Consider the following 14,401-nt stretch of genomic DNA (forward strand, 5'->3'; position numbering starts at 1 on the left):
AGACACACTCGCCAACAGCAGTGACTTACTTGTCGCCCAACTGTTCTGACATGGTGTTACCCGGGTTCGGCGTACGCGGTTCATCAACCGGACGCGGCGCACGCGGGGTGCCATTGTTGTCAGAATTGTTGGAAGCGCCTGGGTCTTCCCAGCCTGCTGGCGGACGCACTTCGCGGCGAGCCATCAGGTCGTCAATCTGCGGAGCATCGATGGTCTCGTATTTCATGAGCGCATCTTTCATCGAATGCAGGATGTCCATATTGTCGTTCAGGATCTGACGTGCGCGACCGTAGTTACGTTCAATCAGCGCTTTCACTTCCTGGTCGATGATACGAGCCGTTTCATCAGACATATGTTTCGCTTTCGCCACAGAACGGCCCAGGAATACTTCGCCCTCTTCCTCTGCATAGAGCAGTGGACCGAGTTTGTCGGAGAAGCCCCACTGAGTCACCATGTTACGCGCCAGGTTTGTCGCCACTTTAATATCGTTGGACGCACCAGTAGAAACATGTTCCGGACCGTAGATAATCTCTTCCGCCAGACGACCGCCGTACAGGGTTGAAATCTGGCTTTCCAGCTTCTGACGGCTGGCGCTGATCGCGTCGCCTTCAGGCAGGAAGAAGGTCACACCCAGCGCACGACCGCGCGGAATGATCGTCACTTTATGCACCGGATCGTGTTCCGGCACCAGGCGACCGATAATCGCGTGGCCCGCTTCGTGGTATGCTGTGGACTCTTTTTGCGCTTCCGTCATCACCATGGAGCGACGTTCCGCACCCATCATGATTTTGTCTTTCGCTTTTTCGAATTCCACCATCGACACTACACGTTTGTTACCGCGAGCGGCAAACAGTGCAGCTTCGTTGACCAGGTTAGCCAGGTCCGCACCGGAGAAGCCCGGAGTACCGCGCGCAATGATTGCCGCGTCGATATCTGGCGCCAGCGGTACGCGACGCATGTGCACTTTCAGAATCTGTTCACGACCACGAACATCCGGCAGACCGACCACAACCTGACGGTCGAAACGGCCTGGACGCAGCAGCGCAGGGTCAAGAACGTCCGGACGGTTAGTTGCCGCGATAACGATAATACCCTCGTTACCTTCGAAGCCGTCCATCTCAACCAGCATCTGGTTCAGGGTCTGCTCACGTTCATCGTGACCACCGCCCAGACCAGCGCCACGCTGGCGGCCTACGGCGTCGATTTCATCGATGAAGATAATGCACGGTGCTGCCTTTTTAGCCTGCTCGAACATGTCACGCACACGAGATGCACCGACACCCACGAACATTTCTACGAAGTCAGAACCTGAAATAGTAAAGAACGGTACCTTCGCTTCACCCGCGATGGCTTTCGCCAGCAGGGTCTTACCGGTACCCGGAGGGCCGACCATCAGGACGCCTTTCGGGATCTTACCGCCCAGCTTCTGGAAACGGCTCGGCTCGCGCAGGTATTCAACCAGTTCACCCACCTCTTCTTTTGCTTCGTCACAACCGGCGACGTCTGCAAACGTGGTTTTGATCTGATCTTCCGTCAACATACGCGCCTTGCTCTTACCGAACGACATGGCACCTTTGCCACCGCCGCCCTGCATCTGGCGCATAAAGAAGATCCAGACGCCGATAAGAAGCAGCATCGGGAACCAGGAGATGAAGATAGAAGCCAGCAGGCTCGGTTCTTCTGGCGGCTCACCTACCACCTTGACGTTTTTAGTCAGAAGGTTATCAAGCAGCTTAGGATCGTTCACCGGGATGTAAGTCGTGTAACGGTTACTATCTTTCTTGGTAACGTTGATCTCACGTCCGTTGATACGCGCTTCGCGAACCTGGTCCTGATTGACCTCCTGCAGGAAGGTAGAATAATCCACCTTGCGGCCATTCGACTCGCTGGGCCCAAAGCTCTGGAATACTGACATCAGCACAACGGCAATGACCAGCCAGAGTATTAGGTTTTTCGCCATGTCACTCAAGGGATTAACCTCATATTACAACTGTGTTAAAAACAGCGTCAGGATACTCTATATCCAGTGTCATTCAAACTTTCGTCTGAAATCTACCGGTTATCATTTTCGCCCGGTCGCTACAATATACACTTCACGGGAACGGGCCCGGGAAGAGTCCGGCTTACGAACTTTAACCTTCGCAAACAGGGAGCGAATTTCCTTAAGATACTCCTCGAAACCTTCGCCCTGAAACACCTTCACAACAAAACTACCACCAGGCGCTAGTACATCACGACACATTTCTAACGCTAGCTCCACCAGATACATGGCGCGGGGGATATCCACCGCCGGTGTTCCACACATATTTGGTGCCATATCCGACATGACAACCTGGACCTTACTGTCACCAACACGATCAAGTAACGCTTTCAGCACTAATTCATCACGAAAGTCGCCCTGAAGGAAGTCGACACCAACGATGGGATCCATTGGTAAAAGATCGCATGCGATGATGCGGCCCGTGCCGCCAATCTGCGTTACCGCATACTGCGACCATCCGCCAGGTGCCGCACCGAGGTCAACCACCGTCATCCCCGGCTTAAAAAGTTTGTCACTTTGCTGTATTTCATCAAGTTTAAACCAGGCACGGGAACGCAACCCCTTTTTCTGTGCCTGTTGAACATATTTATCGCTAAAGTGTTCCTGAAGCCAGCGGCTGGAGCTGGCAGAACGCTTTTTACCTGTCATTTAACATTTCCGTCCTGGTTCATCGTTGCTTGCCTGTGACGTAAATTTCTACGCAGCTATTTGGCGATATAAGGGAGATGGCGGTAGAATGAACCGTTTTCAATCCCAACGTAAGCAAAAATATACGATGAATCTGAGTACTAAACAAAAACAGCACCTTAAAGGTCTGGCACATCCGCTCAAGCCTGTAGTCATGCTTGGCAACAATGGTTTGACCGAAGGGGTGCTTGCCGAGATTGAACAAGCGCTGGAACACCACGAGCTGATCAAGGTGAAAATTGCCTCTGAAGACAGAGACACGAAGAACTTGATCGTGGAAGCCATCGTGCGCGAAACCGGTGCCTGTAACGTGCAGGTCATCGGTAAAACGCTGGTGCTCTATCGCCCAACTAAAGAGCGTAAAATCTCGCTGCCACGCTAAGGATATCCTGAATTAAACACATTTTCTGTGTAAAACGAGGGATTTCTGTCAGCAGGTGAGCAAAATGCCATGCTCCTTGAGTTGATAAAAGGCCGCTATGCGGCCTTTTTCCTTTCTTTACAATGTATCAACATCTTCGTAGAGAGGCGAATTACAGGTACTCAACCTTAATAATTTCGTATTCCACTTCGCCACCCGGGGTACGGATGGTCACGACATCGTCCTGCTCTTTGCCAATCAGGCCGCGAGCAATCGGTGAGTTCACTGAAATCAGGTTCTGTTTGAAGTCTGCTTCATCGTCACCCACGATGCGGTAAGTCTGCTCTTCGTCAGTGTCCAGGTTCAGCACGCTAACGGTTGAACCAAAGATCACACGCCCATTGTTTGGCATTTTGGTGATATCGATAACCTGCGCATTGGACAGCTTAGCTTCGATATCTTTAATACGCCCTTCACAGAAACCCTGCTGCTCACGCGCCGCGTGGTATTCAGCGTTCTCTTTCAGGTCGCCATGCTCACGCGCTTCCGCGATAGCGGCGATGATTTCAGGGCGACGAACAGATTTCAGGAAATCCAGCTCTTCGCGCAGTTTTTCGGCACCACGTAAGGTCATCGGAATAGCTTGCATTTGTTATACCTCTTAAACATTCCTGTTGGGAGCAGTGTTCCCTGCCCCGGCCCTCATGAGCGGGCCAGAAGCAAAAAGAAAACCGACCCGGGAGCAACGCCCCAGGTCAGCAGCAATTTTCAATTTGATACGTATTTTACCGCGAAGTTCACTATGGGTCATCGTTTACTTTGCAGTGCCATGCACCGTAGTATGACGGTTTGTTTTCGGGTTGTTAGCGCGAGATTATGCGATTTTCCAGATTTATCATCGGATTGACTACCAGTATAACGTTCAGCGTTCAGGCCGCGAATGTTGATGAATACATTAATCAGCTCCCTGCCGGGGCCAACCTTGCTCTGATGGTGCAGAAGGTCGGCGCGCAGGCACCTGAGATTGACTACCACAGTCAACAAATGGCGCTGCCTGCCAGTACTCAGAAGGTGATCACTGCGCTCGCTGCCCTGCTTCAGCTTGGTCCTGACTTCCGTTTTACCACGACTCTTGAGACCAAAGGAGAGGTTAAAGACGGTGAGCTGAAAGGCGATCTTATTGCCCGTTTTGGCGGTGATCCCACCTTCAAACGTCAGGATATCCGCAACATGGTGGCGGTGCTGAAAAAATCTGGCGTGCAGAAGATCGATGGTAACGTGTTGATCGACACCTCCATCTTTGCCAGCCACGATAAAGCGCCGGGCTGGCCGTGGAACGACATGACGCAGTGCTTTAGCGCACCGCCATCGGCAGCGATTGTTGATCGTAACTGCTTCTCGATTTCGCTTTACAGCGCGCCAAAACCGGACGATTTAGCGTTTATTCGCGTGGCGTCTTACTACCCGGTCACCATGTTTAGCCAGGTCCGAACGCTGGCAAAAGGCTCCCCGGATGCGCAATATTGCGAACTCGATGTGGTGCCCGGCGACCTTAACCGCTTCACGCTTACCGGTTGCCTGACGCAACGCGCCGATCCCCTCCCGCTGGCCTTCGCCATCCAGGATGGCGCAAGCTACGCGGGCGCAATTCTCAAGGACGAACTGAAACAGGCTGGGATCACCTATACCGGTACCCTGCTCCGCCAGACGCAGGTTAATCAACCCGGCACGGTTATCGCCAGCAAACAGTCTGCACCGTTGCACGATTTGCTAAGGATCATGCTGAAGAAGTCTGACAATATGATTGCCGACACCGTGTTCCGCATGATTGGTCACGCGCGTTTTGGCGTTCCGGGAACCTGGCGTGCGGGTTCCGACGCTGTGCGTCAGATCCTTCGTCAGCAGGCGGGGATCGATCTGGGCAACACCATCGCTGTCGATGGTTCCGGGTTATCACGTCACAATTTGATCTCCCCGGCAACCATGATGCAAGTGCTTCAGTACATTGCACAACATGACACTGAGCTAAACTTTATTTCGATGCTGCCACTTGCCGGGCATGACGGTTCACTTCAGTACCGGGCCGGTCTTCACGCCGCCGGTGTGGACGGTAAGGTATCAGCCAAAACAGGTTCACTGCAGGGTGTTTATAACCTTGCAGGCTTCATCACCACCGCCAGCGGGCAGCGTCTGGCATTCGTGCAGTATCTTTCCGGCTATGCCGTCGAACCGGCCGACCAGCGCAATCGCCGTATCCCGCTGGTGCGCTTCGAAAGCAGGCTTTATAAGGACATCTACCAGAATAACTAGCGATGAAACTACTTATAGTTGAAGACGATCTGTTATTACAGGAAGGGCTGGCGCTGGCGCTGTCCAATGAAGGCTATGCCCTTGACTGCGCCGCCACGGCGGCAGAGGCGGATGCCCTGATCCAGAGCGGTGAATACAGTCTGGTGATCCTCGATCTGGGCCTCCCGGATAAAGACGGGGCCACGTTGTTAAGCCAGTGGCGGCGTCGCGGTGTTGACAACCCGGTGTTGATCCTGACGGCGCGCGATGCCATCGAAGATCGTATCAACGGCCTGGATTCCGGCGCGGATGATTATCTGGTGAAGCCGTTTGCCCTTGCAGAGCTACAGGCGCGCGTGCGGGCGTTAATTCGCCGCTACCAGGGGCACAGTGATAACTTACTGACCGATGGTGATATTACCCTGAATCTGCAAACTCAGCAGGTGCTGTGCCAGTCTCTGCCTGTTGAGGTCACACCGAAAGAGTTCGCCCTGCTTACGCGTCTGATCATGCGTAGCGGGCAGACGGTACACCGTGAAACCCTCCAGCAGGATATCTACTCCTGGCAGGACGATCCGGGATCAAATACCCTTGAAGTCCACATTCACAATTTGCGACGCAAACTTGGCAAAGACCGGATAAAAACCGTTCGTGGCGTGGGTTATCGTCTGGAGAGACAGAAATGAACAGTATGCGTCGGCGATTAATGGTTTTGCTGGCGGTGATCCTGTTATTTTTCCAGTTGATAAGCGTGATTTGGCTGTGGCATGAAAGCCGCGAACAGATTGGCTTTCTGGTCAATGAAACGCTGTCTGCAAAGGCACGTAACAACCATGTCGAAAAAGAGATACGCGAAGCGATTGCCTCGCTGCTGGTCCCTTCCCTGGTGATGGTCGGTTTTACCCTGCTCTTCTCCTTCTGGGCAGTCACCTGGATAACTCGTCCGCTGAATCAGCTGCGGGCCAGTCTGGCGAATCGTTCGGCGGACAACCTCACTCCGCTGCCCATGTATTCAGACATGGAAGAGATTGGCGCCGTCACAACCTCTCTGAACCAATTGCTCGCCAGGCTTGATCACACCATACAACAGGAAAGGCTCTTTACCGCCGATGCCGCGCATGAACTGCGAACCCCACTCGCCGGGATCAGGTTGCATCTGGAACTGATGGCACAGTCAGGTTCGCCACAGGCTTCAGCATTAATCAGCCGTATCGATCAACTTATGCATACCATTGAACAGCTGCTGATGCTGGCGCGGGCCGGGCAGGCAATGGCGAGCGGCCACTACGAGACGGTAAACTGGACAGACAATATCATCACCCCGCTTGGCCTTGAGCATGAAGCCAAAGAACATACGGTGATATGGCCGGCCAAAAGTCCGCTAACGGTGCAGGGGGACGCGGTGCTTCTGCGACTCATGCTGCGTAACCTGCTGGAGAATGCCGGGCGCTATAGCCCCGCAGGGACCACTATCACAGTGACATTGACCGTACAGGACGGTGGTACGCGGGTCAGTGTTATCGATCAGGGTCCCGGTATTGATGAAGCACACCGGCAGTCAATTACCGAGCCGTTCCGTCGTCTCGATCAGCGCTACGGTGGCAGTGGCCTGGGTCTGAGCATTGTGCAACGCATTGTGCAGCTTCACCACGGAAAGCTGACACTGGAGAATGCCGCAGAAGGCGGTCTCATTGCCAGTTGCTGGCTGCCTTCAACGTTAGAATAAAAAAAGCCCCTGTATCAACAGGGGCCTTATCGGGTCATTAGTGCTTGTAGATGAACTCGACGCCTTCTTCGTCGTCTTCATCCCAGTCGTCGTCCCAGTCGTCTTCCTCTTCCGCTTCCAGCTCTTCAAGCTGTTGACGGTGGTAGTCATCCCACATGAATTCGACTTTTTCAGGCTGCTTCGCTTCTTCCGCCTGAACAACCGGGTTCTCGATGATAAAGGTCATCACATCCCAGCAGAGATCTTTCACGCCAACCTGGCTTGCCGCAGAGATCAGGTAGTATTTCTCTTCCCACCCCATCGCTTCAGCAATGGCTTTCGCTTTTGCTTCCGCTTCGGCTTTATCCATCAGGTCAATCTTGTTAAAGACCAGCCAGCGCGGTTTGTTCGCCAGTTTCTCGCTGTATTTCTCCAGCTCGCCGACGATGATACGGGCATTTTCTACCGGATCGGACCCGTCGATCGGATCGATATCGATGATGTGCAGCAGTACACGGCAGCGCTCAAGGTGTTTCAGGAAGCGGATACCCAGACCGGCACCTTCCGCTGCACCTTCAATCAGACCCGGGATATCGGCAACCACAAAGCTCTTCTCGTTATCCATACGGACAACGCCCAGGCTTGGCACCAGCGTGGTAAACGGATAGTCCGCCACTTTTGGCTTAGCGGCAGAGACGGCGCGAATAAACGTGGATTTACCAGCGTTTGGCATTCCCAGCATCCCTACATCGGCCAGCAGCATCAGCTCCAACTGCAGGTCACGCTTATCGCCCGGCGTACCCATTGTTTTCTGACGCGGCGTACGGTTGACGGAAGATTTGAAACGGCTGTTGCCCAGACCGTGCCAACCCCCTTTTGCAACCATCAGACGCTGACCGTGTTTGGTCATGTCGCCCATGGTCTCACCTGTACCCTGATCGATCACACGCGTACCCACCGGTACTTTGATGGTGACGTCTTTACCACGTTTACCGGTACAGTCACGGCTCTGGCCGTTCTGGCCACGCTCAGCGCGGAAAGATTTTTCGAAACGGTAGTCGATCAGCGTGTTGAGGTTCTCATCCGCCTCCAGCCATACGTCACCGCCGTCGCCGCCGTCGCCACCGTCAGGGCCACCACGAGGAATATATTTTTCACGGCGGAAGCTTACGCAACCGTTGCCGCCATCACCTGCCACGACCAGGATCGTCGCTTCATCAACAAACTTCATTTTACTCTCCGTAAATCATTCGCCTGAGCGGGGACCGCTTCATTTTTGCGCCAACGCCCCCAGAGACGATGACCAATGGCGGAATACATCGCGCCCGCAACCACGACAAACGCACCGAGATAGCCCAACAGGTTGAGCATCGGTCTGACGAAGACATCGGGCCAGGCCATTGATAACAAATCTGAAAATAACAGCGTAAACAGCGGAGTGAGCGTAATCAATGCGCTCACCTGTGCTGCCTGCCAGCGCGCCATTGCTTCGGCCAGCGCGCCATAACCGACCAGCGTATTCAGCCCACAAAATATCAGGCACGCCAGTTGCCAGTCGCTAAGCTGAGTGATCACCCCCGGCTTCGCTAACGGCAATAATGCTATTGTACACAAAGTGTACAGCAAAAAGAGGATCTGCTGTGAGGCAAGACGACGCAATAACACCTTTTGCGCGACGCCATAGCTCACCCAAACCGTTGCTGCCCCCACACCGAAGATTACACCCCAGGTGTAATCGGTCAGGCGGGTAAAAATCTCTATCAGGCTGGTATTGAAGAACATTACCAGGCCACATAGCAGCATGCTCGCCCCGACGATCTGCGTACCGCGCATCTTCTCCTTGAGGATAACGACGCTGGCAACCATCATGCCGACCGGTGAAAGTTGGCCAATCACTTGCGACGCCGTCGGGCTGAGATATTGCAGGGAAGAACTGAACAGAATGAAGTTACCAAACAGTCCCCCCGTCGCGATAGCCAGTAATACCAGCCAGCGCGGTTTACGGAAGAGACGCAGGGGCGGAAGCTTGCCTTTAACAGCAAGGATGGCACCCAGGCCGATACTTGCCATCAGAAAGCGATAAAACACCACCGTAGGCGGTTCCATCACTTCCAGTACCTGCTTCATTGCAATTGGCAGCGCACCCCAGCACATTGCGGTTGTGAGCGCCAAAAGAATTCCAATGCCGGCCTGCTGCTTCATGCCCGTTTTCCCTACAGAAAAAATTACCGGGTTTCCAATGTAAAAAGCCCCGCAACAGGTTGCGGGGCTTTAATCCGTTACCGGACCGAGAAAACCTTACTCAGCAACGATGCTGATGTATTTACGGTTGTTCGGGCCTTTAACTTCAAATTTCACTTTACCGTCTGCTTTAGCAAACAGAGTGTGGTCACGACCGCAACCTACGTTGTTGCCAGCGTGGAATTTGGTACCACGTTGACGAACGATGATGCTACCCGCCAGAACGGATTCGCCACCGAAACGCTTAACGCCCAGGCGTTTAGCTTCTGAATCGCGACCGTTACGTGTGGAGCCGCCAGCCTTTTTATGTGCCATTTAAATCTCTCCTCAGGTCTTAGGCGCTGATGCCAGTAATTTTCACATCAGTGAACCACTGACGGTGGCCCTGCTGCTTACGGTAGTGTTTACGACGACGAAACTTAACGATTTTAACTTTCTCGCCACGACCGTGAGCAACAACTTCAGCTTTGATAACGCCGCCATCAACGAAAGGAACGCCGATTTTGACTTCTTCACCGTTTGCGATCATCAGAACTTCTGCGAACTCAACAGATTCGCCAGTTGCGATGTCCAGCTTTTCCAGGCGAACGGTCTGACCTTCGCTTACTCGGTGTTGTTTACCACCACTTTGGAAAACCGCGTACATATAAACTCCGCTTCCGCGCACATCCTCGTATGAATCAGAGTGCGCTATAAATATTCACAATAGGGCGCGAATATTACGCAAAACGCGAGCCTTTGACAAGTGCTACCATCAATACATGAAGAAAAAAAACACAACACGTACGGTAGCGTTTATCTGAGCCGTTTTTTCAGTACAATCAGCAATACTATTGATAAACCGAAACCCTTCGTTACCCCATCAAAGATGGGATAAACAGGATAAAAAGCCCGGCTTTTGCGATGAATTTAGAAAAAATCAACGAGTTAACCGCGCAAGATATGGCGGGTGTGAATGCAGCAATCCTGGAACAACTCAACTCTGATGTTCAGCTAATCAATCAGTTGGGCTATTACATCGTCAGCGGCGGCGGTAAACGTATTCGCCCGATGATTGCCATACTGGCCGCCAGAGCCGTGGGTTATCAGGGAAAGGCTCATGTCACTATCGCAGCACTGATCGAATTTATTCACACTGCGACGCTTCTGCATGATGATGTTGTGGATGAATCAGACATGCGTCGTGGCAAAGCCACGGCAAACGCCGCCTTCGGCAACGCAGCCAGCGTTCTGGTCGGTGATTTTATCTATACCCGTGCCTTCCAGATGATGACCAGCCTCGGCTCTCTGAAAGTGCTGGAAGTGATGTCTGAAGCCGTTAACGTGATCGCGGAAGGCGAAGTGCTGCAGCTGATGAACGTCAACGATCCTGACATCACCGAAGAAAATTACATGCGCGTAATCTACAGCAAAACCGCGCGCCTGTTTGAAGCTGCGGCGCAATGTTCCGGCATTCTGGCTGGCTGTACCGCTGCGCAGGAAAAAGGGCTGCAGGACTATGGCCGTTATCTGGGGACCGCATTCCAGCTCATTGACGATTTGCTGGACTACAGTGCTGATGGCGAAACGCTCGGCAAAAACGTCGGCGATGACCTCAACGAAGGTAAACCGACCCTGCCGCTGCTCCATGCCATGCACAACGGATCCGCTGACCAGGCGAAAATGATCCGTGAAGCGATTGAGCAGGGAAATGGTCGCCATCTACTGGAACCGGTACTGGAAACAATGGCCATCTGCGGCTCGCTGGAATGGACGCGTCAGCGCGCTGAAGAAGAGGCGGATAAAGCCATCGCGGCACTGCAGGTCATTCCAGACAGCCCATGGCGCGATGCATTAATCGGCCTTGCCCACATCGCCGTACAGCGCGATCGTTAACCTCTCGCTTCTCCCCGCGGCCTTCGCGGGGAGATTTCAATAAGTTCTTATAAATTCCATATTCACGTAAAATCATCGGCTTACAGACCGCATGAATAAAGCCATGTCTTATTCTGAATATTCCTTCAAGTAACGCGAACTTTTTAGAGCCTGTGTTCAAAATGAGTATAGTAACCCCGTCGTTTCGGTAGAAATGACGTGGGTGATTACGAACACAAGGACAGCTTTATGGATATGAAATTTATCGACTGGCACTCAGCAGATATTATTGCTGCGCTGCGCAAAAAAGGAACATCGCTCGCCGCTGAATCACGTCGCAATGGATTGAGCTCATCAACGCTGGCAAATGCCCTGACTCGCCCCTGGCCAAAGGGTGAATTGATTATTGCATCGGCGCTGGAGACGCACCCGTGGGTCATTTGGCCCTCGCGTTACCACGATCCCATTACCCATGAGTTTATTGACAGAACACGCATGATTCGCCAGAAAAAAACCAGGAAAGAGCAACCGGCCTGACGCGCTTTTTTTGACAGGAACAGCACCCCCCCGGCCATCTCTGGCAGGGGGCTGCCGGAACGATTACTCGCCCTTCACACGCTCGATATTGGCACCCAGCGCGCGCAGTTTGTCTTCAATACGCTCGTAACCACGATCGATGTGGTAGATACGATCCACAACCGTCGTTCCTTCCGCGATACAACCCGCTAATACCAGGCTCGCAGACGCACGCAGATCGGTTGCCATAACCTGCGCACCGGAGAGCTTCTCAACACCGTGGCAAATCACCGTGTTACTTTCGATCTCTGCATGTGCGCCCATACGGATCAGCTCCGGTACGTGCATGAAGCGGTTCTCGAAGATAGTCTCGGTGATCACACCCGTACCTTCTGCCACTAGGTTCAGCAGCGTGAACTGAGCCTGCATATCGGTCGGGAATGCCGGATGCGGCGCCGTGCGAACGGTTACCGCTTTTGGACGTTTACCGTGCATATCAAGGCTGATCCAGTCTTCACCGGTTTCGATATCCGCACCCGCTTCACGCAGCTTCGCCAGCACAGCATCCAGGGTGTCAGGCTGCGCATTACGGCAAACAATCTTGCCGCCAGAAATGGCCGCAGCCACCAGGAAAGTCCCGGTTTCAATACGGTCTGGCAGAACGCGATACACACCGCCACCCAGACGCTCAACGCCTTCAATGGTGATGCGATCGGTACCCTGGCCAGAGATTTTTGCACCCAGCGCCACGAGGAAGTTGGCGGTATCCACAATTTCCGGCTCGCGCGCGGCGTTTTCGATAATGGTGGTACCTTCTGCCAGCGTTGCCGCGGACATAATGGTGACGGTTGCGCCAACGCTCACTTTATCCATGACAATGTGTGCGCCTTTCAGGCGGCCATTAACGGACGCTTTAACGTAACCTTCTTCCAGTTTGATCTCCGCGCCCAGCTTCTCCAGACCGAAGATATGCAGGTCAACAGGACGCGCGCCAATGGCGCAACCACCAGGCAGTGACACCTGTCCCTGACCAAAACGCGCTACCAGCGGGCCAAGCGCCCAGATGGATGCACGCATGGTTTTCACCAGGTCGTACGGTGCTGAGAAGTTGTTCACGTTGCTGGCATCGATCCAGACGGAGCCATTACGCTCGACTTTCGTCCCCAACTGGGTGAGCAGCTTCATGGTGGTGTCGATATCTTTCAGCTTCGGTACGTTCTGAATTTCTACCGGCTCTTCCGCGAGCAGCGCAGCAAAGAGGATCGGCAGCGCGGCGTTTTTCGCGCCAGAAATTGTGACTTCGCCCTGGAGGCGCGTCGGCCCCTGTACACGAAATTTATCCATGGTGTGCTCTCTTATAAATTCAACCGTGCTGCGGGCGCATCGCCCTCAGCTCAAAAACCGTTTAGTTTGCGATCGCGTGCCCACTCTTGCGGGGTGAACGCTTTAATCGACAGGGCGTGGATGCGGTTATCCGCAATATATTCCATCAGCGGCGCGTACACAGCCTGCTGTTTCTTCACACGGCTCATACCGTCGAACATCTCACCCACAGCAATAACCTGGAAGTGACTGCCATCGCCTGTGACGTGGGCTTCCTGAAGGGAGAGTGCATTCATCAGCACTGTCTGGATTTCATGATTTTCCATGGGTTCTTAATCATCTGATAGTGAAAACAAGCCCAACATCTTAGAGCAAAGTGGCGTCGTCTTAAACAAGCAAAAAGCCCCGACGATGAAACTGTCAGGGCTTTCAGAAGTAACGCACTGAAAATATTAATGCGGCAGTACGTCCTGAGGAAGATTGTAGAGCTGCGCCAGGGTGACGACATTATCGCTGGCCCCGTGAAGCATTACGGTTGCCCCCTGCTTTTTCCCCACGGCAATGAGGTGGGCAAGCAGCGCCACCCCAGCCGTATCTACCCGCGTGACGCCGCTCAAATCGATCAGCGTAACGCCCTGCATGGCGTCATGGCGTTTATCCCATAACGGGTTGAGCAGATCCTGATCGAGTTCACCGGACAGCTTTAATGTTTCGCCCTCACGCGACCAGCTCAGTTGCTGCGACATTACTTCTTCTCATCCAGGGTGATTTTCTGGCGAGAGATAGACTGCAGCTGGGCGGTCAGGCCATCAATGCCTTTAGTACGCAGCAGGTCGCTCCACTCATTCTGTTTAGTCGTGATCATGCTCACCCCTTCGGCGATCATGTCATACGCCTGCCAGTTGCCGGTCTGGCTGTTTTTACGCCACTGGAAATCCAGGCGAACCGGTGGACGACCGTTAGGATCGATGATCGTGACGCGAATAGGCACTATGGTGGCATCACCCAGCGGCTGTTCCGGTGCAATCTGGTAGGTCTGGCCGTGGTACATCGCCAGCGCCTGGCCGTAAGCCTGTTTCAGGTATTCACGGAAAGCAGCAAAGTAGGCTTCACGCTGCGCAGGGGTAGCGTCTTTGTAATAACGCCCCAGCACCAGCGCACCGGCATATTTGATCTGCACATACGGCAGCAGCTCCTGATCGACCACGTCACGCAGATAATCAGGATTAGAACGAATTTTAGGCTGTTCGTTTTTAAGACGATCGAAGGTTTTCTTCGCGGCTTCGTCCATCAGTTTGTACGGGTTGCTCTGATCCGCGGCGTGTGCAGCCGTGAGAGGGGCAATAACCAGCATGGCAACCATTAACAGTCGTTTAAACATGAA

General features: G+C 53.4%; 17 protein-coding genes. 6 read left to right on the plus strand and 11 right to left on the minus strand.

Annotated elements, in window-relative coordinates:
* Positions 1-25: 25 nt before the first annotated feature.
* Positions 26-1,960 (minus strand): ATP-dependent zinc metalloprotease FtsH, encoded by a 1,935-nt coding sequence (gene ftsH, locus ACMWKA_RS06780; protein ID WP_013098921.1) that lies wholly within the window; start codon positions 1,958-1,960, stop codon positions 26-28.
* A 102-nt stretch (positions 1,961-2,062) separates the two neighbouring features.
* Positions 2,063-2,689 carry a 23S rRNA (uridine(2552)-2'-O)-methyltransferase RlmE gene (gene rlmE / locus ACMWKA_RS06785; protein WP_003861812.1) on the minus strand — a complete coding sequence of 209 codons (627 nt, stop codon included), beginning with the start codon at positions 2,687-2,689 and terminating at the stop codon, positions 2,063-2,065.
* 127 nt (positions 2,690-2,816) lie between these two features.
* Here rlmE and yhbY point away from each other — a divergent pair, with 127 nt between their 5' ends.
* Positions 2,817-3,110: a ribosome assembly RNA-binding protein YhbY gene (yhbY, locus tag ACMWKA_RS06790; RefSeq protein WP_014833438.1), complete on the plus strand. Its 294-nt coding sequence runs from the start codon at positions 2,817-2,819 to the stop codon at positions 3,108-3,110.
* Positions 3,111-3,261: 151 nt separating this feature from the next.
* Here yhbY and greA read toward each other — a convergent pair whose 3' ends face one another.
* The gene (gene greA / locus ACMWKA_RS06795; RefSeq protein WP_013098923.1) at positions 3,262-3,738 is read right to left on the minus strand and encodes a transcription elongation factor GreA; all 477 of its coding nucleotides are present in this window, start codon (positions 3,736-3,738) and stop codon (positions 3,262-3,264) included.
* A 227-nt stretch (positions 3,739-3,965) separates the two neighbouring features.
* Between greA and dacB the strand changes: the two genes are divergently transcribed.
* The 3 genes from dacB to pmrB are packed head-to-tail and all read left to right on the plus strand — an operon-like array spanning position 3,966 to position 7,104.
* Positions 3,966-5,399 carry a serine-type D-Ala-D-Ala carboxypeptidase gene (gene dacB, locus ACMWKA_RS06800; RefSeq protein ID WP_047351805.1) on the plus strand — a complete coding sequence of 478 codons (1,434 nt, stop codon included), beginning with the start codon at positions 3,966-3,968 and terminating at the stop codon, positions 5,397-5,399.
* Positions 5,400-5,401: 2 nt separating this feature from the next.
* Positions 5,402-6,064, plus strand: coding sequence for a two-component system response regulator PmrA (gene pmrA, locus ACMWKA_RS06805; protein ID WP_013098925.1), 663 nt, complete (start codon positions 5,402-5,404; stop codon positions 6,062-6,064).
* The gene (gene pmrB, locus ACMWKA_RS06810; protein WP_414760088.1) at positions 6,061-7,104 is read left to right on the plus strand and encodes a two-component system sensor histidine kinase PmrB; all 1,044 of its coding nucleotides are present in this window, start codon (positions 6,061-6,063) and stop codon (positions 7,102-7,104) included. The genes pmrA and pmrB overlap by 4 nt, the downstream gene beginning before the upstream one ends.
* A gap of 37 nt (positions 7,105-7,141) precedes the next feature.
* On the opposite strand, the gene cgtA is transcribed toward pmrB, so the two are convergent.
* The 4 genes from cgtA to rplU all read right to left on the minus strand — a co-directional run bounded on the left by cgtA (position 7,142) and on the right by rplU (position 9,970).
* Positions 7,142-8,314 (minus strand): Obg family GTPase CgtA, encoded by a 1,173-nt coding sequence (cgtA, locus tag ACMWKA_RS06815; RefSeq protein WP_029883389.1) that lies wholly within the window; start codon positions 8,312-8,314, stop codon positions 7,142-7,144.
* Positions 8,311-9,285 carry a DMT family transporter gene (locus ACMWKA_RS06820; RefSeq protein WP_013098928.1) on the minus strand — a complete coding sequence of 325 codons (975 nt, stop codon included), beginning with the start codon at positions 9,283-9,285 and terminating at the stop codon, positions 8,311-8,313. The genes cgtA and ACMWKA_RS06820 overlap by 4 nt, the downstream gene beginning before the upstream one ends.
* 96 nt (positions 9,286-9,381) lie before the next feature.
* Positions 9,382-9,639, minus strand: coding sequence for a 50S ribosomal protein L27 (gene rpmA, locus ACMWKA_RS06825; protein ID WP_004385076.1), 258 nt, complete (start codon positions 9,637-9,639; stop codon positions 9,382-9,384).
* A gap of 19 nt (positions 9,640-9,658) precedes the next feature.
* Positions 9,659-9,970: a 50S ribosomal protein L21 gene (gene rplU, locus ACMWKA_RS06830; RefSeq protein WP_003025032.1), complete on the minus strand. Its 312-nt coding sequence runs from the start codon at positions 9,968-9,970 to the stop codon at positions 9,659-9,661.
* A 257-nt stretch (positions 9,971-10,227) separates the two neighbouring features.
* Between rplU and ispB the strand changes: the two genes are divergently transcribed.
* Together ispB and sfsB are read left to right on the plus strand one after the other, a co-directional pair.
* The gene (ispB, locus tag ACMWKA_RS06835; RefSeq protein ID WP_013098929.1) at positions 10,228-11,199 is read left to right on the plus strand and encodes an octaprenyl diphosphate synthase; all 972 of its coding nucleotides are present in this window, start codon (positions 10,228-10,230) and stop codon (positions 11,197-11,199) included.
* Between the two features lie 228 nt (positions 11,200-11,427).
* On the plus strand, positions 11,428-11,715 hold the full coding sequence (gene sfsB, locus ACMWKA_RS06840) for a DNA-binding transcriptional regulator SfsB (protein ID WP_013098930.1): 288 nt from the start codon (positions 11,428-11,430) through the stop codon (positions 11,713-11,715).
* A 63-nt stretch (positions 11,716-11,778) separates the two neighbouring features.
* Here the strand turns inward: sfsB and murA are convergent, their stop codons facing one another.
* From murA to mlaC, 4 genes are all read right to left on the minus strand, one after another.
* Positions 11,779-13,038, minus strand: a complete 1,260-nt coding sequence (murA, locus tag ACMWKA_RS06845) for a UDP-N-acetylglucosamine 1-carboxyvinyltransferase (protein ID WP_013098931.1) — start codon at positions 13,036-13,038, stop codon at positions 11,779-11,781.
* A gap of 50 nt (positions 13,039-13,088) precedes the next feature.
* The gene (gene ibaG, locus ACMWKA_RS06850; protein ID WP_008501458.1) at positions 13,089-13,343 is read right to left on the minus strand and encodes a BolA family iron metabolism protein IbaG; all 255 of its coding nucleotides are present in this window, start codon (positions 13,341-13,343) and stop codon (positions 13,089-13,091) included.
* Between the two features lie 126 nt (positions 13,344-13,469).
* Positions 13,470-13,763, minus strand: coding sequence for a lipid asymmetry maintenance protein MlaB (gene mlaB, locus ACMWKA_RS06855; protein ID WP_023622313.1), 294 nt, complete (start codon positions 13,761-13,763; stop codon positions 13,470-13,472).
* Positions 13,763-14,398 (minus strand): phospholipid-binding protein MlaC, encoded by a 636-nt coding sequence (gene mlaC / locus ACMWKA_RS06860; RefSeq protein WP_013098933.1) that lies wholly within the window; start codon positions 14,396-14,398, stop codon positions 13,763-13,765. Before mlaC ends, mlaB begins: the two co-directional genes overlap by 1 nt.
* Positions 14,399-14,401: the final 3 nt, after the last annotated feature.

This window comes from Enterobacter sp. 03-F-07-AD-ECC (assembly GCF_047530935.1).
Classification (GTDB): Bacteria; Pseudomonadota; Gammaproteobacteria; order Enterobacterales; family Enterobacteriaceae; genus Enterobacter; species Enterobacter cloacae.

What these genes read in the sequence shown, in the direction of transcription:
- greA (WP_013098923.1), bottom strand. Translation starts at nt 3,738, where the DNA reads ATGCAAGCTATTCCGATGACCTTACGTGGTGCCGAAAAACTGCGCGAA.
- ibaG (WP_008501458.1), bottom strand. Translation starts at nt 13,343, where the DNA reads ATGGAAAATCATGAAATCCAGACAGTGCTGATGAATGCACTCTCCCTT.
- mlaB (WP_023622313.1), bottom strand. Translation starts at nt 13,763, where the DNA reads ATGTCGCAGCAACTGAGCTGGTCGCGTGAGGGCGAAACATTAAAGCTG.
- dacB (WP_047351805.1), top strand. Translation starts at nt 3,966, where the DNA reads ATGCGATTTTCCAGATTTATCATCGGATTGACTACCAGTATAACGTTC.
- murA (WP_013098931.1), bottom strand. Translation starts at nt 13,038, where the DNA reads ATGGATAAATTTCGTGTACAGGGGCCGACGCGCCTCCAGGGCGAAGTC.
- rpmA (WP_004385076.1), bottom strand. Translation starts at nt 9,639, where the DNA reads ATGGCACATAAAAAGGCTGGCGGCTCCACACGTAACGGTCGCGATTCA.
- ACMWKA_RS06820 (WP_013098928.1), bottom strand. Translation starts at nt 9,285, where the DNA reads ATGAAGCAGCAGGCCGGCATTGGAATTCTTTTGGCGCTCACAACCGCA.
- rplU (WP_003025032.1), bottom strand. Translation starts at nt 9,970, where the DNA reads ATGTACGCGGTTTTCCAAAGTGGTGGTAAACAACACCGAGTAAGCGAA.
- ispB (WP_013098929.1), top strand. Translation starts at nt 10,228, where the DNA reads ATGAATTTAGAAAAAATCAACGAGTTAACCGCGCAAGATATGGCGGGT.
- rlmE (WP_003861812.1), bottom strand. Translation starts at nt 2,689, where the DNA reads ATGACAGGTAAAAAGCGTTCTGCCAGCTCCAGCCGCTGGCTTCAGGAA.
- cgtA (WP_029883389.1), bottom strand. Translation starts at nt 8,314, where the DNA reads ATGAAGTTTGTTGATGAAGCGACGATCCTGGTCGTGGCAGGTGATGGC.
- pmrA (WP_013098925.1), top strand. Translation starts at nt 5,402, where the DNA reads ATGAAACTACTTATAGTTGAAGACGATCTGTTATTACAGGAAGGGCTG.
- sfsB (WP_013098930.1), top strand. Translation starts at nt 11,428, where the DNA reads ATGGATATGAAATTTATCGACTGGCACTCAGCAGATATTATTGCTGCG.
- mlaC (WP_013098933.1), bottom strand. Translation starts at nt 14,398, where the DNA reads ATGTTTAAACGACTGTTAATGGTTGCCATGCTGGTTATTGCCCCTCTC.
- pmrB (WP_414760088.1), top strand. Translation starts at nt 6,061, where the DNA reads ATGAACAGTATGCGTCGGCGATTAATGGTTTTGCTGGCGGTGATCCTG.
- ftsH (WP_013098921.1), bottom strand. Translation starts at nt 1,960, where the DNA reads ATGGCGAAAAACCTAATACTCTGGCTGGTCATTGCCGTTGTGCTGATG.
- yhbY (WP_014833438.1), top strand. Translation starts at nt 2,817, where the DNA reads ATGAATCTGAGTACTAAACAAAAACAGCACCTTAAAGGTCTGGCACAT.